Genomic DNA, 14,902 nt, shown 5'->3' with positions numbered 1-14,902 from the left:
GGCCGGGGGACCGTCAGCGCGCGAGCGCCGACGCCCGGTCGGGCACGAAGGCGTAGCCGTCCTCCGGGGGCCGCACGTAGCCGGCCTGGTCCTGGCGGGGCGGCAGCTCGACGCGAGCCCGGGTCACCGTGCCGTACGGGACCATGCTCAACAGGTGGGCGATGCAGTTGATGCGGGCGCTGCGCTTGTCGTCGCCGTCCACCGTGTACCAGCGGCACTCGGGGACGTCGGTGTGCTCGAACATCGTGTCCTTCGCCCGGGAGTAGTCGACCCAGCGCTCGCGGGACGCGAGGTCGACGGGGCTGAACTTCCAGCGCTTGAGCGGGTCGTCGAGGCGCGACTGGAAGCGCCGCTCCTGCTCCTCGTCGCTGAGCGAGAACCAGTACTTCACGAGGTAGATGCCGTCCTCGACGAGGAGACGCTCGAACGTCGGGCACTGGCGCAGGAACCGCTCGTACTCGTCGGGGGTGCAGAAGCCCATCACCCGCTCGACCCCGGCCCGGTTGTACCAGGACCGGTCGAACAGGACGATCTCGCCGGCGGCGGGGAGGTGCGCCACGTACCGCTGGAAGTACCACTGGGTGCGCTCGTGGTCCGTCGGCGCCGGCAGGGCGACCGCGCGCGCGAAGCGCGGGTTCAGGTGCTGGAGGATCCGGGCGATCACCCCGCCCTTGCCGGCGGCGTCCCGACCCTCGATGACCACGGCCAGGCGGGTGCCGCTGGAGCGGATCCACTCCTGCATCGTCACCAGCTCGGCCTGGAGGCGTTGGAGCTCGGACGCGTACACCTTCCGCGGCAGCCGGCTCGGCACCGGCTCAACCTACTGCGACGGCGCGCCCGGCGACCGCGTGTCGCAGCGCGGCGACGCGCGGTGCGACGCCACCGCGGGCGCGGGCTCGGTGGCGGGCGCCGGCGCGCGGTTCGCCGCGATCGGGGACGCGCCACCCGCCGGTAGGGTCGGTGCGTGCCTCGCTGGTCGCTGGTCGCCGCGACCGTCGCCGCCGTCACGCTCGCCGGCTGCGGGTCGTCGTCGAGCTCCCAGTCGGCGGGCACGGCGGCGGTGGCCTCGAAGCCAGCCGGGCGGGACCCGTCGGTGTCGTCGAAGATGCTCTGCGTCCGCGAGACCCAGGCCAACCTGGCCCAGAGCCTCGGGGTGGACCCGACGCAGGTCACGACCCCCACCTGGGTCGACCACACCTACACGTGCCGGTACGTGTACGCGAACGCCGCGCTGACCCTGTCGGTCAAGGAGCTCAGCAGCAACGCCGAGACCACCCGCTACTACGACGGGCTCGCGGCGACGCTCGGTCGGCGGCCCAACCGGATCGCGCTCGGCCAGGGCGCGTTCCTCACCACGAACGGGTCGCTCGTGGTCCGCAAGAACTACAAGGTGATGGACGTCGACGTGTCCCAGCTGCCCGGCCAGTTCGGGGCGCCGCCCCAGGTGCCGTCCGACGTCGCCCTGAGCGTGGGGGCGATCATCATGACCTGCTGGAAGGACGCCTGACCCGCCGTCGGGCGGCGCCGTCGGCCGGCCGGCCGCTCAGGTCTTCTTCGCCAGCACCCGGAACGCGCCCCGCATGAACGGGTGGATCCGACAGAAGTAGGTGTAGGTGCCGGGTGGCAGGTCGCGCGGCACCTGCCAGCTCGTCGCGCCGGAGGCGGGTGGTCCGCCCAGCCCGAGCTCGGCGGAGTCGAACTGGACCTTGGCGTTCGCGAGCGGGTAGGCGATGCCGGTCGACAGGTCGCACGGCGCGGCGCAGGCGGTGATCGTGTGGTAGATCTGCTTCGAGGCGTCGTCGTTGCGGAAGGTGAGCGTCCCGCCTTGCGGGATCGCCGGCACCGAGGACGAGCCGGCCATGTCGCCGAGCTGGTACGCGAAGTCGACGATCGGGATCACGGTGCCGCTCGGCACGTCCTGCGACGAGGCCTTCCGAAGGTCGGCGTAGGCGTTCGTCGCCGACTTGCCGCCGTGCTGGTTGTTCTCCGGCAGGTGGCCGTGGGTGAGCACGCCGGGCACGTCGACCGCTCGCTGGAAGGGGTCGACGCCCCCCGTCGTGGTGTCGGCCATCCACACCACCATGATCCCCATCGACTCGTACCACGACGCGGCCTTCGAGTCGTAGGTGCTCGAGATCGAGAGCACGTCGCCCTTGTGGACCGTCGGGCGCCACGAGACCGGCGTCGCGGTGGCGGCGAAGTCCCAGGAGACCTTGCCCGCCGGCTCCCAGTAGCTGGCGACGGAGCGGAACAGGTGCGCGGTGTCGGGGGCGCCGGGCTTGACGTGGCCCTTCGGGCCGGTGGCGCCCTTGCGCGTCACCCACAGGTCGTCGTAGAGCCCGCCCGGGTGGACGTGGCCGGCGGTGCCGAGCAGCACCCCGTCGTGGTCGACGGTCCACTGGTTGCGCTGCGGGCCGGCGCCGTAGGGGTCGGTGGCCTGGTCCGGGTAGGTGTAGGCGCCGCGCTGACCGGTGCCGTTCACGACGTCGAACACCGGGTAGGCGGACGGGTTGCGCACGTCCATCCAGATCGGCCGCGCCGCCTGGACCCCCTGGGCCGCCGGCGCGCTGGCGGGGACGAAGTCGATGTCGTAGGTGATCCAGATCGGACGAGAGTCCGACAGGTTGTTGTGCAGCATCCAGTTCAGGAGCCACCGGTCGGTGGTCTTGTACGGGTACCCGTAGCCCGACGGCAGGGCCATCGTCGTCTTCTCCTCGCCGGCGGCGAAGAACCGGTCGGGGAGCGAGGACGTCGTGTCGCGGCTGCCGAGGTTGAGCCACACGCCGTGGTGGAGGTGGATCACGTTGACGGGGGGGACGGTGCCGTCGGCCTGGTGCAGGTTGGTGCGCATCCCGACGACCCAGCCGTCCTGGCTCGGCTGGGGGATGACGCGCGTGAAGCTGATGCTGTTCTGGCCCGGCTTCACCGTGATCGGGCCGACCTCGAAGTGGAGCCGCTGGGCCCCCGGGGGCACCCCCGGGTTCACGATCGGGAAGCTCGACGGCTGCCGCGGGAGCGACCCGGTGTCGCCACCGGTCGTCGCCGACGCGGCGCCGCTCAAGGTCCCGACGACGAGGACGGTCGTCGCCGCGGCGAGCCACCGGCCGCTGCGCACGGCGGCACGGTAACACGGGGTCCCGGCGCCCGAGGGTCGGTGCGGCGCCGCCCCGGCACTGGCGATCGGGGCCCGGTCGGGGCCGGCGCGGCTCAGGTCGGGCGCACCGCCAGCGTGATCCCGATGATCGAGAGCGGCGCGACGCGCACGACGTCACCGGGCTTCGTGGCGTGGATCAGCAGGCCGCTCCCGATGTAGATGCCGACGTGCTGGTTCGGGTCGGACGGGAACACGAGGTCGCCCGGCCGCAGCTGGCTCAGCGCGACCCTCGGGAACATCGCGTACTGCGCACCCGAGAAGTGCGGGAGGACGAGACCACCGGCGCGCCACGCCCGCATCGTCAGCCCGGAGCAGTCGAAGCAGGTCGGCCCGGTGCCGCCGGAGCAGTAGGGCGCGCCGAGCTGAGCCTCGGCGTACGCGACCGCCACCGCGGCCCCCCCGGCCGGGGGTGGCGGTGGGCCGCTGCTTGCGACCGGGGTGAGGCACGCCGACGCCGCCAGGCCCACGCCCACCACGACGACCGCGAGCCGGGACCGGGCCCGCCACCAGCGGCGGGCCCGCGCGTGGTCCCGGTTCGACGCGATGTCCCCAATGCCGGGTTCGGACCCCATCTCCACCTCGCGATGCGAGCCCCCTGTATCGGCACCGCCGCGGGGCCACCTGAGCTCGCCGCCGGCGACGCCGATCGGCGGCGTCCCGCCGCTGCTGACGGGCGCCGGCGATGCCGTTACGGTGGCGGTCGCGCCGCGGGGGACCCGCGGCGAGAGTGGATCGGCTCGGTGCGACCGGCCCCGGGCCCGGCGGCTTCGGGGTGACGATGCGACCTCACGAGCGGGAGCCCGGACCGGACGACGTCGGTCCGTCCCGGACCCGCCGGGTCGACCCGCCGCCGCCGATCGAGCACCCCGGCCTCCGACGCTCGCCGCCCCCGCGCCCGGCGCCCGAGGAGCGCGAGGCCGACTCGGGCCAGCACTCCGGAGTGCGGATCCTGCGCCCGCAGTCGAGCCCGAGCGCGCACTCGAGCCCCGCGGTGCAGCCGGTCCCGGTGACGCCGCACCCGCCCGCGGGGGCAGCCAGCGAGGACCGCGCCACGAGTCCCGGCGTCCTCGGCGTGAGCATCACCGCCGGCGTGGCGCACCTGGCCGTCGTGGAGCCGCCGGCGCAGCCCCGCCTCGACGTCATCGAGGAGCTCACCCCGATGTGGCACCTCGAGCCGCGCGACATCTTCGGCGAGTTCGCGGAGCGGACCACCGAGGCGCTCCGCGACCTCGGCCTCGGCTCGGTCGCGATCGCGCGTCCGCTCCGCTACACGAACTGGACCTACAGCGCCGCCTTCGAGCGGGCCTCGCTCGAGACCTGCTTCCTCCTCGCCACGCACCGCCTCGGGCTCCGGTGTGACTCGGTCGGCCCGCATCACGCCGCCAACGTCGTCGGTCTCCCGCCGAAGGGGCTGAGCGACGCGCTGCGCACGAAGCTGCGGATCGAGCGGTCCAGCGGGTGGCAGGACCGCTGGCCGGCGCTGCTCGTCGCGCTGGCGGTGGTGCTCGAGCGTCAGGGGCTCGAGCTCCGCGACGTCGGCCGCGAGTCCTGGCGCAGCTGAGCTGGCGGCCTCGACTCAGGCCTCGCCGATGAGCCGCTCGACCGCGGCGACGTCGAGGTGCTCGGCGAGCACGTCGGCGAAGCCGTCGATGCGGGCCTGACGCTCGCCCTCGAAGGAGACGCCGGCGGCCACGAAGCGCTTGCCGGCCCGTGCCGCGACCTGACCGAGGAAACGGGCTCGGAAGCTATCGGCGTCGAGGAGCCCGTGGAGGGTGGTGCCGAAGCACGTGCCCTGTCGGACCCCGTCGACGACCGGCCCGGCGCCGTCGTCGAGGCACACGAACGGGTCGCCGCCGTGCGCGCGCACGCGCCCGTGGTGGATCTGGTAGCCGGCCACGGCGCACCCGAGCGCGGTGCCGGTCCGGCGGCGCGTCACCTTCTCGGGTTCGAAGCGGGTGTCGACCGGGAGCAGCCCGAGCCCGGCCACGGTGCCGGCGCCCGACTCGACGCGGTCCTCGAGGCCGCGTCCGAGCAGTTGGTAGCCGCCGCAGATCCCGAGGACGGCGGCACCGGTCCGGGTGAGCACGTGCGCCAGCCCGCAGGCGCGCAGCCAGGCCAGGTCGTCCACCGTCGCCTTCGTCCCGGGCACCACGACCAGGTCGGGGCGGCCCCAGCCCGCGGGGTCCTCGACGAACCGGACGCGCACCCCCGGCTCGATCCAGAGCGGGTCGAGGTCGGTGAAGTTGGAGATCCGGGGCAGCGCGAGCACCGCCACGTCGAGCGCGTCGGCCACGGGGGGTGCCGTCGACCGGGGCCGGGTAGCGAGGCCGACGGAGTCCTCGGCGTCGAGGGGCGGCATCGGCGTCCACGGCACGACCCCGAGCGTCGGGACGCCCGTGCGGGCCTCGAGGTCGGCGCAGGCGTCGCCGAGGAGGCTCGGGTCGCCGCGGAGCTTGTTGATGACGAACCCCCGCACCTGGGCCCGCTGGTCGTCGGGCAGCAGGGCCACGGTGCCGTACAGACCGGCGAAGACGCCGCCCCGGTCGATGTCACCGACGACGAGGGCCGGGACGCGCGCGGCGCGGGCCACGCGCAGGTTCGCGATGTCGCGGGCCAGGAGGTTGATCTCGGCGGGGCTGCCCGCGCCCTCGAGGAGGACCACGTCGAAGCGGGATCGCAGGTCGGCGAGGGCGTCGAGCACGGTGCCGAAGAGTCGGGACTTGCCGCGGTCGTAGTCGGCGGCGCTCATCACCCCGACCGGGCGTCCCCCGACCACGACCTGGGCGGTCCGCTCACCCGTGGGCTTCAGGAGCACCGGGTTCATGGCCACGTCGGGCTCGACGCCGGCGGCGGCGGCCTGGAGCGCTTGTGCGCGCGCGATCTCGTGGCCGGACTCCGTCACCGCCGAGTTCAGGGCCATGTTCTGGGCCTTGAACGGTGCGACGCGCGCCCCCTGACGGGCGAGCAGGCGGGCCAGGCCCATCACCAGCGTCGTCTTGCCGGCGTCGGAGGTGGTCCCGCACACCATGAGCGCGCCCCGCAGGCCGGTGCCGCCCGGCGCCGCGCCCGTCACGGCGGTCAGCGGGGGATCGCGCCCTCGCCGAGCTCGCGGCGCAGCGCCTCCTCGAAGGCCTGCACCGCGGCGCCGGCGTGACGCTCCCGGAGGCTCACCAGCTTCGGGTAGCCGGCGTCCCGCTCGGCGTCCCACTCGTCGGCGAACCGGCCCGACGCGATGTCGTCGACCAGGTGCCCCATCGTGGTGGCCACGTCGAGGTCGGCGTAAGCGTCGCGGCGGGTGAGCTGCCCGTACTGGCTGGTGGGGGAGTGGAACTGGAACTGCGCCGCGTAGCCGCCTTCCCGGACGAGCCGCATCGTGCGCTCGAACTCGCCGGACAGCACGAGCTCGGTGATCACCGCCTCCAGCGGGATCCCTCGCTCGGTCATCGCCTGGACGAACGCGGTGTTCACGAGGGCCAGGGCGGGCGACAGCGCCTGCTCGACCGACAGGTCGAGGATCGCCTCCTGGGTGGCGGACAGCTCGATGGCGCCCTGCCGGAGCCCGCCGATGGCCTTGGCCACCGCGAGCACGCGATCCCGGGCCCGGCCGGTGACGTCCCGCTCGACGCCGACTGCGGTGATGAACCCGACGCCTTCCTCGTAGCAGCGCCGGACCTCGGGCCCGAGCATCCGGGGCGCGACCATGCCGAGGTCCCCGTCGGGGCCGAAGCGGCCGAACGCGAGCGTGTAGCCGCTCGCCACCACCGTGAGACCGTCGGCGGGCCGCCGCAGCGGCAGCGACGGGATGACGTCGTCGGGTACGAGCACGCAGACCACCTCGACGTCGCTGGCGGCCTCGAGGTCGACGGGCGTGAACCCGTCGCGCGCCGCCTGCTCACGGGTGGCGTCGGCTCGAACGCACACCCGCACGTCGAACCCGGAGTCGCGCAGGTTCAACGCCCAGGAGCGCCCCTGGTTGCCGTAGCCCACCACGGCCACGGTGGCGCCGCGCAGCGCGGCGAGGTCGGCGTCGTCGTCGTGGAAGATGGTGGCCATGGGCGCGCATGCTACGGGGCGACCTGCTGGCCGCGCCCGGCCGCCCGCTCGACGGCGGCCGGGGGGCCGCGCCACCCGCGTGCGCAGCCGGCCGAGACCGTCGCCTCAGCGCGACCCCGGCACGCGACCCACGCGGACGACGGCGTCCGCGGCAGGGGTCGCGGTCCACGTGCCGGTCGCGGCGGTCCACTGCTGACCGGCGAACCCGACCGACGTGATCCCGAACTCGGTGGCGTGGCCCACGAGCCAGCAGGACACCGTCCAGCCGCGCGGGACCGTGACGGGAACCCCGACGCTGGCGTCGCCGAGCTCCAGCGTCATGGCCCCCCGCAGCGAGAGCGCAGCGGTGTCGGTCGGCGTGGCGTCGACGGTGCAGGTCAGACCGGCCGGCACCTCCCCGGTCGTCGCCCGGGCCAGCGCGCGCGCCTCGAGCTCCCACGCCGCGTACGCGTTCGGCGTCCCGCTGCGCTGCACCTGCTGCGCCGCCACCGTGACGGGCAGGGTGGGCCAGCCCGGGACGAGCGCCAGGTGCTGGTAGAAGGCCGCGGCGGCGTAGCGGGGCGTCATCACCTGCGCCGCCGTCCCCCAGCCTTGCGACGGGCGCTGCTGGAAGAGGCCGCGCGAGTCGCGGTCGCCGTACGGGAGGTTGCGCAGCCGCGACTCCTGGAGCGCGGCCGCCAGCGCGATCGTGACCGCGTGGTCCGGCAGCCCCAGCCGCTTCCCCACGGCGGCGATCGTGGTGACGTTCGCGGCCTGGTCGAGGCCGATCCGGTAGCCGGCGCCGACCTGGCAGCCGGGCAGCGGCGGCGCCGGCGAGGGGGCCAGCAGGCGGGCGAGGCCGATCCCGGCGCCGGCCAGCACGGCGACGCCGACGACCGCGGCGACGATTCGGATCCGTCGACGACGGACCGCGTCGCGCCGCCGACGCGGTCGACGAGGGGGCGGAGGCGAGGTCGGAGCAGTCAGAGGTCGGGGGGCCGCGGCGAGGGGCCGCGCCGGACGGCGCGTCGGCGCGACCGACTGTACCGACGCCGCCCCGCCGTCCCCGGTCAGGCGCGACGCGCGTGCCGAATGTCCGGGGCGCGCCTGGCGCCGCAGCGGCCGGGTGTCTCCGACCGGGGCGACGGGTAAGGACCTCGGCGTGGCGACCACCCGCGTGCGGGCTGGCGGCGGGGGGACGCGCCGCTCACGGTCCACCGAGGCGACGCGCGCCCGAGCCGTACGCATCGTCGCCCTCGTCGCCGCGCTGGTGCTGCTCGTCGTCGCGGTGGTGGTCATCGTGCAGGCGCAGCAGACCGCGCCGTGCGACAACGTGCACTTCCGATCCTCGGCCGGGCCGGTGAACCCCTCGAGCCAGCCGCCCCCGATCGGGAGCAACGGGATCGTGCGCGACCTCCGACAGTTCTTCCAGGGCGGGTCGGCGGCCGTGTTCTGCAACGACTTCCCCGACCCGTTCGTGCTGCGGAACGGCAGCTCGTACTACGCGTACGCGACCGACACCGCGGGGTACAACATCCCGGTCCTTGCCACCCACGGGCTCTTCGGCAGCGGCGGCCGGCGGGAGGCGCTGCCGTCGCTGCCGGCGTGGGCCGAGCCCGGCTGGACGTGGGCCCCCTCCGTCCTTCCCCGAGGACAGACGTTCGTCCTCTACTACGCGGCGCGCCCGCGCGGCCTCAATCGCGAGTGCCTGTCGATCGCGGTCGCGTCGAACCCCTTGGGGCCGTTCGTGGACGGCAGCTCCGGCCCGGCGGTGTGCCCGCCCGGAGGTGCCATCGACCCCAGCCCGGTCGTCACGCCGTCGGGCCAGGCCTTCCTCGTGTGGAAGAACGACGACGCGATCGTGAGCCAGCCGCTCGCACCGGACGGCCGCTCGCTGGTCGGGTCGCCGAGCCGCCTGCTGGTCGCGGACCAACCCTGGGAGGGCGGCGTGGTCGAGGGCCCGAGCATGGTCTTCGCCGGCGGCCGCTACTACCTCTTCTACTCGGCCAACCAGTGGTCGAGCGCGAACTACGCCATCGGGTACGCGGTGTGCGGCAGCCCGAGCGGGCCGTGCGCCAAGCAGCCGGGACCGTGGCTGGCGTCGGGCGACAACGTCGAAGGCCCCGGCGGCCCCGAGTTCTTCACCGACACCACCGGCCAGCTCTGGATGACGCTCCACGCCTGGGTCCACCACCGGGTCGGCTACCCCCAAGGTGCCCGCGACCTCTTCGTGCTGAAGATCGGCTTCGTGAACGGCGTGCCCGTGCCGACCTGATCGGCTCGGGCGATGCCCGCGGCGTGGGCGCGGCCCGCGGCGGCGGGCGCGGCGACGGCCCGGCCCCGGGTCAGGCCTTCGAGAACGTCACGAGGAACTCGATCAGGCCGTGGTCCTCCGTCGACGCGGGGCCGAACGACGGGTTCGGGATGCTCCAGTCGGAGAACGTGACCGGGATCGAGCCGCTGACCTCGACGGTGCTCGAGGCGCGGCGGGCGGCGAGGGCGACGACGACCGGGTGGGTCGTGCCCCGCAGCTGGAGGGTGCCGGCGGCCCGCTCACTGGCGGTGGCGCCCACGGGGGGGATGGTTCCGAGCGGGATCGGCGCCGTGAGGCTGAAGACCGCGGTGGGGTAGCTGGACGTGTGCATGATCCGGCCCTGGAACTGGTCGTCGCGGCGGCTCTGGTCGCTCGTCACCTTCGTGAGGTCGACGGTGATGCTCGCCGCCGTCACCTGGCTGGCGGCGATCGTCATCAGGCCCGTCACCGCCTGGGTCCGTCCGACGGCGGTGTTGCTCTGACCGAAGAGAACCTCGTTGACCCGGTAGCCGGCCTGGGACCCGGGGGCGACCGTCCACCGACCGTCGACCGGGACCGCGGCCCCCGGGCGGGTGTGGGACCGCGCCCTCGGCAGGTGGAGCCGCGCCGGCGCCGGGCCCTCGATGACGCGGAAGTAGAGGAAGGGGCCGCCGACGACGATGGCGGCGACGACCACGATCCCGCCGATGAGCCAGCGCCTCCAGTGCCGCGGCCGCCAGCGCGCCATCCGGTCGCTCCTCGCTCCCTTGTGCCGCCCGGCCCGCCTCGAGACGACGGCTCCCGTTGCCCGCCTCCAGGTTGGCGCGCCGGGCGCGGCGCCGCACGTCGCGGCGGCACCGCCCGGTCAGGCCCGAGTGAGCGCAGCGGCCACGCGCTCGCCCGAGCGGATGGCGCCGTCCATGTAGCCGGCCCACACCGTGGCGGTCTCGGTGCCGGCCCAGTGGATCGGACCGCACGGGTCGCGCAGCGCGGGGCCGAACTGGGTCAGCACCCCGGGCGGGGCGTGGGCGCCGTAGCAGCCGCCGCTCCAGCGCTCGGCGGCCCAGTCCCGCTCGAGGAACTCGGTCGGCGAGCCGGCGCGAGGCCCGAAGGCTCGGACGAGGCAGGCCACGGTGGCGGCGCGGCGCTCCGCCGGCGAGGAGCGCGAGAGCTCGCGCGCGTGCGCGCCCTCGGCGAAGGTGAGGAGGACGCCCGGCCGGCCGTCCGGCGGCGAGTTGTCGAACGTCAGCTGGATCGGGCCCACGTCGCTCGTGGACTGGCCGGTGAGGCCGTCGGCCCGCCAGAACGGCTCGTCGTACACGGCCATCGACTTGATGACCGAACCCATCGGCAGCCGCTGGGTCAGCTGGGCCCGCCCCGGTGGGAGGGCCGGCTCGTACTCGAGCTGCCCGGCGAGCACCGGCGGCACCGCGACGACGACCGCGTCGGCCGTGAAGCGGTCGCCGTCGGCCTCGACGGCCACGCCGTCACTACCACCACCATTACCGGTGACGATTCGCCGGGCCGGGACGCCGAGGTGGACGGCGTCCCCGAGCGGCTCGGCCAGGCCGGTGGCGAGCACGTGGGAGCCGCCGACGACCCGCCACTGCTGCGCGCCGCCGGCCACGTTCAGGAGCCGGTCGAGGAGGCCGCCGGAGTGACTGTAGAAGAGGAAGTGGAGCAGCGAGAGGTCCGTCGCCTCGGTCGCGAACACCGCGCGCACCGCCAGCCGGAGCATCTCGCGGGCCCCGTGCGTCCGGACGTGTCGGCGCAGCCAGGTCTCGAGGGTCTGGCCGTCCCACCGCCGAGCCGACGCCGCGTGCCACGGGTCGTCGAGCGGGACGGTGCGCGCCATGCGGTCCAGCCGGAGCTGGGCCTGGGCGATGTCGGCCAGCACCGGCGGCGGGAGCCTGGGGATGGCGCCGCGATACCGGCGGTGCCGGCCCCGGTAGCAGACGACGTTCTCGCCCTCGTCGTACGTCGGGAAGAGCTTGGCCCCGAGGTCCTCGGCGAGGGCCAAGGCCCGGTCCTGGGTCGGGCCCAGCCACTGGCCGCCGAGCTCCACGACCGACCCGTCGGCGGTGTGGCCGTTCATGACCCGCCCGCCGACCCGATCGCGGGCTTCGAGGACCACGACCGTCCGGCCGGCGGCGACGAGGTCGCGCGCGGCGGCGAGACCCGCGAGGCCCGCGCCCACGACGACGACGTCGGCGTCCACGACGCCGAGACGCTACCGCTCGGCCACCGCGGGCTCGAGGCGACCGGACGTTACCGTGGGCGCGATGTGCGACCTGCTCGTCGCCCTGCCGCCGGCGACCGCGTCGGGCCGCGCCCTGTTCGCCAAGAACTCCGACCGCCCTCCCGACGAGGCGCAAGAGCTGGAGTGGCTGCCACCGCGGCGTGACGACGGGCCGCTGCGCACCACCTACATCGACGTCGAGCCGTCGTGTCGAACCACGCTCGGCGTGCTCGGGTCGCGGCCGGCGTGGATGTGGGGCCTCGAGCACGGGGTCAACGAGGCCGGCGTGGCGATCGGCAACGCCGCCATCTTCACGACCCTCGACCCGCACGGGCAGCCGCCCCGCCTCGTCGGCATGGACCTCGTCCGCCTGGCCCTCGAGCGGGGCGAGTCGGCCCCGACCGCGGTGCAGATCCTCCTCGAGCTGCTCGAGCGGTACGGGCAGGGCGGCAGCGGGCACCGCGACGTCGACGACCCGTACTGGTCGTCGTTCCTCGTCGCCGACCGGTCCGAGGCCTGGGTGGTGGAGACCTCCGGGACGAGCTGGGCGACCGAGCTGGTGACCGCGGCGCGGGCGCTCTCGAACCGCACGACGATCCCCGCCTTCGACGCCGAGCACCGTGACCCCGCCATGGCGACCGACACGGTCACCGACCCCCGCCTGCGCGCCAGCCGGGCCACCCTCGCCCGGGAGGCGGTGACCGTCGCCGCGCTGAAGGCGCACCTCCGCGACGACACCAGCGGCGAGTCGGGGTTCAGCGTCTGCATGCACGTCCCGGGCTACATGGTCACGACCGCGGGGATGGTGGCCGAGCTGCCGGGGCCGTTTGCGAGCGGACGGCCGCTGGCGCACGTCTGCCTCGGCTCGCCGTGCCGCTCGATCTTCGTGCCGGTGGCGGTCGGCCGGCCGCTGGGGTGCCCGCCACCGTGGTCGCGGTTCGCGGCGCTCGGCCCCGACGCCCGCAAACGACTGGCCGTCGTCGAGGACGAGCTCGCGGCCGCGGCGCCGACCGAAGCCGACAGCGACGGCTGGGCCGCCGACGCGTGGCGGCGCGTCGAGTCCGCCCTGTGAGGGCGACGCCGTCCACACCGACCGCCCGCGACCGCTCCCTCGGGGTGGGCGCGCTCAGGCTCGGGTGAGCGCGATCACCGGGATCGGCCGCGTGGTCTGCCGCTGGTAGTCGCCGAACTGCGGGACGCGCTCGGCCTGCCGTCGGAACAGCCGGTCGCGCTCCTCGCCCCGCGTCACCTCGGCTCGCACCTCGAACCGCTCCGTTCCCAGCTCGACCGTCGCGGTCGGGTGGGCGACCAGGTTGTGGTACCAGGCCGGGTTCGTCGGCGCGCCCGCCTTCGAGGCGAACACGACGAGGCGATCGCCGTCGGTGGCGTAGACGACGGGCGTGGTGTGGGTGCGACCCGTCTTGGCGCCGGTCGTCGTCAGGAGGAGCAGGGACGCGCCCGCGAACGGACCCCCGACCTTCCCGCCGTTGGCGCGGAACTCCGCGATCACCGACTGGTTGAAGTCGTTGACACCGCTCGGTGCCGGCTCCGACATGGCGGCGCCTCCTCCGGTCCGACGACGGCGACGGGCGGCGACACTACCGAGCGGCCGGTGCCAGTGACGAGGCGACGGACGCGCGGTGTCGGGTCGACCGTCAGTCCTGGTACGGGTCGGCCCGGACTCGAGCGAGCGCGGCCTCGACCTCGGCCGGCGTGATGCGATCCTCGAACTCGCCGACGCGCGCCTCGATCTCGGCGTCGGTCGCCATCGGGTACCGCTGCCACGCCCGCGCGTACCGATCCTCTCGGTTCAGGCGCGCCACGAGCTGCTCGACCGGGGCCGATCGCAGCTCGGGCTGCTCCTCGAAGAGGTAGCCGAGCTGCCCGACGAGGCGGTCGACGCTCGGGCTCACGTCCCCAGCCCACCACAGCGGCGTCGCCCGGAGCCGGGCGGGCCTGTCGGCGACCTCGGCCCGGGTGGCAGCGTTAGGTCGTGGCGCCCGAGCCGATCCCCGCGACGGTCGAGTGGCGACGGGGCCGGCTCCGGCTCCTGGACCAGCGCGCCCTGCCACAGCGGGTCCGCCACGTCACCTGCGCCACCCCCGGGGAGGTGGCGGCCGCCATCCGAGCACTGGTGGTCCGCGGCGCGCCGGCGATCGGCGCCGCCGGCGCCTACGGCGTGGCGCTGGCCGCCCGGGAGCGGTCGTCGCCGGCGGCGGTCGGGCGGGCGGCGACGCGGCTCCGGGCGGCCCGGCCCACCGCGGTCAACCTGGCCTTTGGGGTCGACCGGGCCCTCGCCGCCTACGACACCGGGGGCGCCGCCGCGGCCCTCGACGAGGCCCACGCCATCGCGGCCGAGGACGTCGCCGCCAACCGGGCGCTCGGAGCCTTCGGCGCCGCGCTGGTGCCGGCGCACGCCCGGGTGCTCACTCACTGCAACGCGGGGGCGCTCGCCACCGTCGGCTACGGCACCGCGCTCGGGATCATCCGGGCTGCCGACGAGGCCGGCAAGCGGCCGCGGGTCTGGGTCGACGAGACCCGCCCGGTGCTCCAAGGGGCCCGGCTGACCGCCTGGGAGCTCGACCGGCTCGGGATCGAGCACACGCTCATCGCCGACGCCACGGCCGGCACGCTCATGGGCGCGGGCGAGGTCGACCTCGTCGTCGTCGGCGCCGACCGGGTCGCCGCCAACGGCGACGTGGCCAACAAGGTCGGCACGTACGCGCTCGCGGTGCTGGCCCACCACCATCGGGTGCCGTTCGTCGTGGCCGCCCCGACGTCCACGGTCGACCTCGCCACGCCCGACGGCGCCCGCATCGCGATCGAGGAGCGCGCCGCCGAGGAGCTCACCCGGGTCGCCGGGGTCCGGACCGCGCCGGTCGGGACCACGGTGCTGAACCCCGCCTTCGACGTCACCCCGGCGCGCCTCGTCGACGCCATCGTGACCGAGCGCGGGGTGGTCCGGCCGCCGTTCCGCCGGGCCCTGCGCGCGTCAGCGCGCCGCCGCGCCTGAGGCGGACGAGGCCAGCCGGTCGGCGGCGGTGCCCATGAGGTCGACGAAGTTGTCGCAGTAGAAGCGGCGGCGGGTGGCCTCGTCCGCGTCCCCGAGCGAGGCCTCGAACCGCTCGAGCGGCCGACGGCCGCCCTCGACGTGCGGGTAGTCCGACGAGAACAGGCACACCTC

General features: G+C 75.0%; 16 protein-coding genes. 5 read left to right on the top strand and 11 right to left on the bottom strand.

Annotated features, from left to right (window positions below; translation table 11 throughout):
* Nucleotides 1-13: 13 nt before the first annotated feature.
* Complete coding sequence (gene ppk2, locus VG869_02530) at nt 14-811, bottom strand: polyphosphate kinase 2 (GenBank protein HEV3450055.1); 798 nt, start codon at nt 809-811, stop codon at nt 14-16.
* Between the two features lie 153 nt (nt 812-964).
* Here ppk2 and VG869_02525 point away from each other — a divergent pair, with 153 nt between their 5' ends.
* Nucleotides 965-1,507 (top strand): hypothetical protein, encoded by a 543-nt coding sequence (locus tag VG869_02525; protein ID HEV3450054.1) that lies wholly within the window; start codon nt 965-967, stop codon nt 1,505-1,507.
* 36 nt (nt 1,508-1,543) lie between these two features.
* Here VG869_02525 and VG869_02520 read toward each other — a convergent pair whose 3' ends face one another.
* Nucleotides 1,544-3,115, bottom strand: coding sequence for a hypothetical protein (locus tag VG869_02520; GenBank protein HEV3450053.1), 1,572 nt, complete (start codon nt 3,113-3,115; stop codon nt 1,544-1,546).
* A gap of 92 nt (nt 3,116-3,207) precedes the next feature.
* On the bottom strand, nt 3,208-3,726 hold the full coding sequence (locus tag VG869_02515; GenBank protein HEV3450052.1) for a C40 family peptidase: 519 nt from the start codon (nt 3,724-3,726) through the stop codon (nt 3,208-3,210).
* A gap of 200 nt (nt 3,727-3,926) precedes the next feature.
* Here VG869_02515 and VG869_02510 point away from each other — a divergent pair, with 200 nt between their 5' ends.
* A complete protein-coding gene (locus VG869_02510) occupies nt 3,927-4,715 on the top strand; it encodes a hypothetical protein (protein HEV3450051.1) in 789 nt (262 codons plus the stop codon).
* Between the two features lie 15 nt (nt 4,716-4,730).
* Here the strand turns inward: VG869_02510 and VG869_02505 are convergent, their stop codons facing one another.
* The 3 genes from VG869_02505 to VG869_02495 all read right to left on the bottom strand — a co-directional run bounded on the left by VG869_02505 (nt 4,731) and on the right by VG869_02495 (nt 8,068).
* The gene (locus VG869_02505) at nt 4,731-6,227 is read right to left on the bottom strand and encodes a cobyric acid synthase (GenBank protein ID HEV3450050.1); all 1,497 of its coding nucleotides are present in this window, start codon (nt 6,225-6,227) and stop codon (nt 4,731-4,733) included.
* 5 nt (nt 6,228-6,232) lie between these two features.
* On the bottom strand, nt 6,233-7,207 hold the full coding sequence (locus VG869_02500) for an NAD(P)-binding domain-containing protein (GenBank protein HEV3450049.1): 975 nt from the start codon (nt 7,205-7,207) through the stop codon (nt 6,233-6,235).
* A 105-nt stretch (nt 7,208-7,312) separates the two neighbouring features.
* Nucleotides 7,313-8,068, bottom strand: a complete 756-nt coding sequence (locus VG869_02495) for a hypothetical protein (GenBank protein ID HEV3450048.1) — start codon at nt 8,066-8,068, stop codon at nt 7,313-7,315.
* Between the two features lie 280 nt (nt 8,069-8,348).
* On the opposite strand from VG869_02495, the gene VG869_02490 reads away from it, so the two are divergent.
* A complete protein-coding gene (locus VG869_02490) occupies nt 8,349-9,461 on the top strand; it encodes a glycoside hydrolase family 43 protein (GenBank protein ID HEV3450047.1) in 1,113 nt (370 codons plus the stop codon).
* A gap of 70 nt (nt 9,462-9,531) precedes the next feature.
* Here the strand turns inward: VG869_02490 and VG869_02485 are convergent, their stop codons facing one another.
* Nucleotides 9,532-10,227 carry a YceI family protein gene (locus tag VG869_02485; GenBank protein HEV3450046.1) on the bottom strand — a complete coding sequence of 232 codons (696 nt, stop codon included), beginning with the start codon at nt 10,225-10,227 and terminating at the stop codon, nt 9,532-9,534.
* A gap of 117 nt (nt 10,228-10,344) precedes the next feature.
* Nucleotides 10,345-11,697 carry an FAD-dependent oxidoreductase gene (locus VG869_02480; protein HEV3450045.1) on the bottom strand — a complete coding sequence of 451 codons (1,353 nt, stop codon included), beginning with the start codon at nt 11,695-11,697 and terminating at the stop codon, nt 10,345-10,347.
* Between the two features lie 64 nt (nt 11,698-11,761).
* Here VG869_02480 and VG869_02475 point away from each other — a divergent pair, with 64 nt between their 5' ends.
* Nucleotides 11,762-12,790, top strand: coding sequence for a C69 family dipeptidase (locus VG869_02475; GenBank protein ID HEV3450044.1), 1,029 nt, complete (start codon nt 11,762-11,764; stop codon nt 12,788-12,790).
* 54 nt (nt 12,791-12,844) lie between these two features.
* On the opposite strand, the gene VG869_02470 is transcribed toward VG869_02475, so the two are convergent.
* Together VG869_02470 and VG869_02465 are read right to left on the bottom strand one after the other, a co-directional pair.
* Nucleotides 12,845-13,273 carry a nitroreductase family deazaflavin-dependent oxidoreductase gene (locus tag VG869_02470; GenBank protein HEV3450043.1) on the bottom strand — a complete coding sequence of 143 codons (429 nt, stop codon included), beginning with the start codon at nt 13,271-13,273 and terminating at the stop codon, nt 12,845-12,847.
* A gap of 100 nt (nt 13,274-13,373) precedes the next feature.
* Nucleotides 13,374-13,631 carry a hypothetical protein gene (locus tag VG869_02465; GenBank protein HEV3450042.1) on the bottom strand — a complete coding sequence of 86 codons (258 nt, stop codon included), beginning with the start codon at nt 13,629-13,631 and terminating at the stop codon, nt 13,374-13,376.
* 80 nt (nt 13,632-13,711) lie between these two features.
* Here VG869_02465 and mtnA point away from each other — a divergent pair, with 80 nt between their 5' ends.
* Complete coding sequence (gene mtnA / locus VG869_02460; GenBank protein HEV3450041.1) at nt 13,712-14,731, top strand: S-methyl-5-thioribose-1-phosphate isomerase; 1,020 nt, start codon at nt 13,712-13,714, stop codon at nt 14,729-14,731.
* Here the strand turns inward: mtnA and VG869_02455 are convergent.
* Nucleotides 14,711-14,902, bottom strand: a 192-nt coding sequence (locus VG869_02455; GenBank protein ID HEV3450040.1) for an amidohydrolase, incomplete at its 5' end; no start/stop codon positions are given. The two genes, mtnA and VG869_02455, sit on opposite strands and share 21 nt — an antisense overlap.

Source organism: Acidimicrobiia bacterium, from assembly GCA_035948415.1.
Classification (GTDB): domain Bacteria; phylum Actinomycetota; class Acidimicrobiia; order IMCC26256; family PALSA-555; genus PALSA-555.
This window is presented reverse-complemented; position numbering and strand designations above follow the sequence as displayed.

What these genes read in the sequence shown, in the direction of transcription:
- VG869_02515 (HEV3450052.1), bottom strand. Translation starts at nt 3,726, where the DNA reads ATGGGGTCCGAACCCGGCATTGGGGACATCGCGTCGAACCGGGACCAC.
- VG869_02500 (HEV3450049.1), bottom strand. Translation starts at nt 7,207, where the DNA reads ATGGCCACCATCTTCCACGACGACGACGCCGACCTCGCCGCGCTGCGC.
- VG869_02485 (HEV3450046.1), bottom strand. Translation starts at nt 10,227, where the DNA reads ATGGCGCGCTGGCGGCCGCGGCACTGGAGGCGCTGGCTCATCGGCGGG.
- VG869_02475 (HEV3450044.1), top strand. Translation starts at nt 11,762, where the DNA reads ATGTGCGACCTGCTCGTCGCCCTGCCGCCGGCGACCGCGTCGGGCCGC.
- VG869_02470 (HEV3450043.1), bottom strand. Translation starts at nt 13,273, where the DNA reads ATGTCGGAGCCGGCACCGAGCGGTGTCAACGACTTCAACCAGTCGGTG.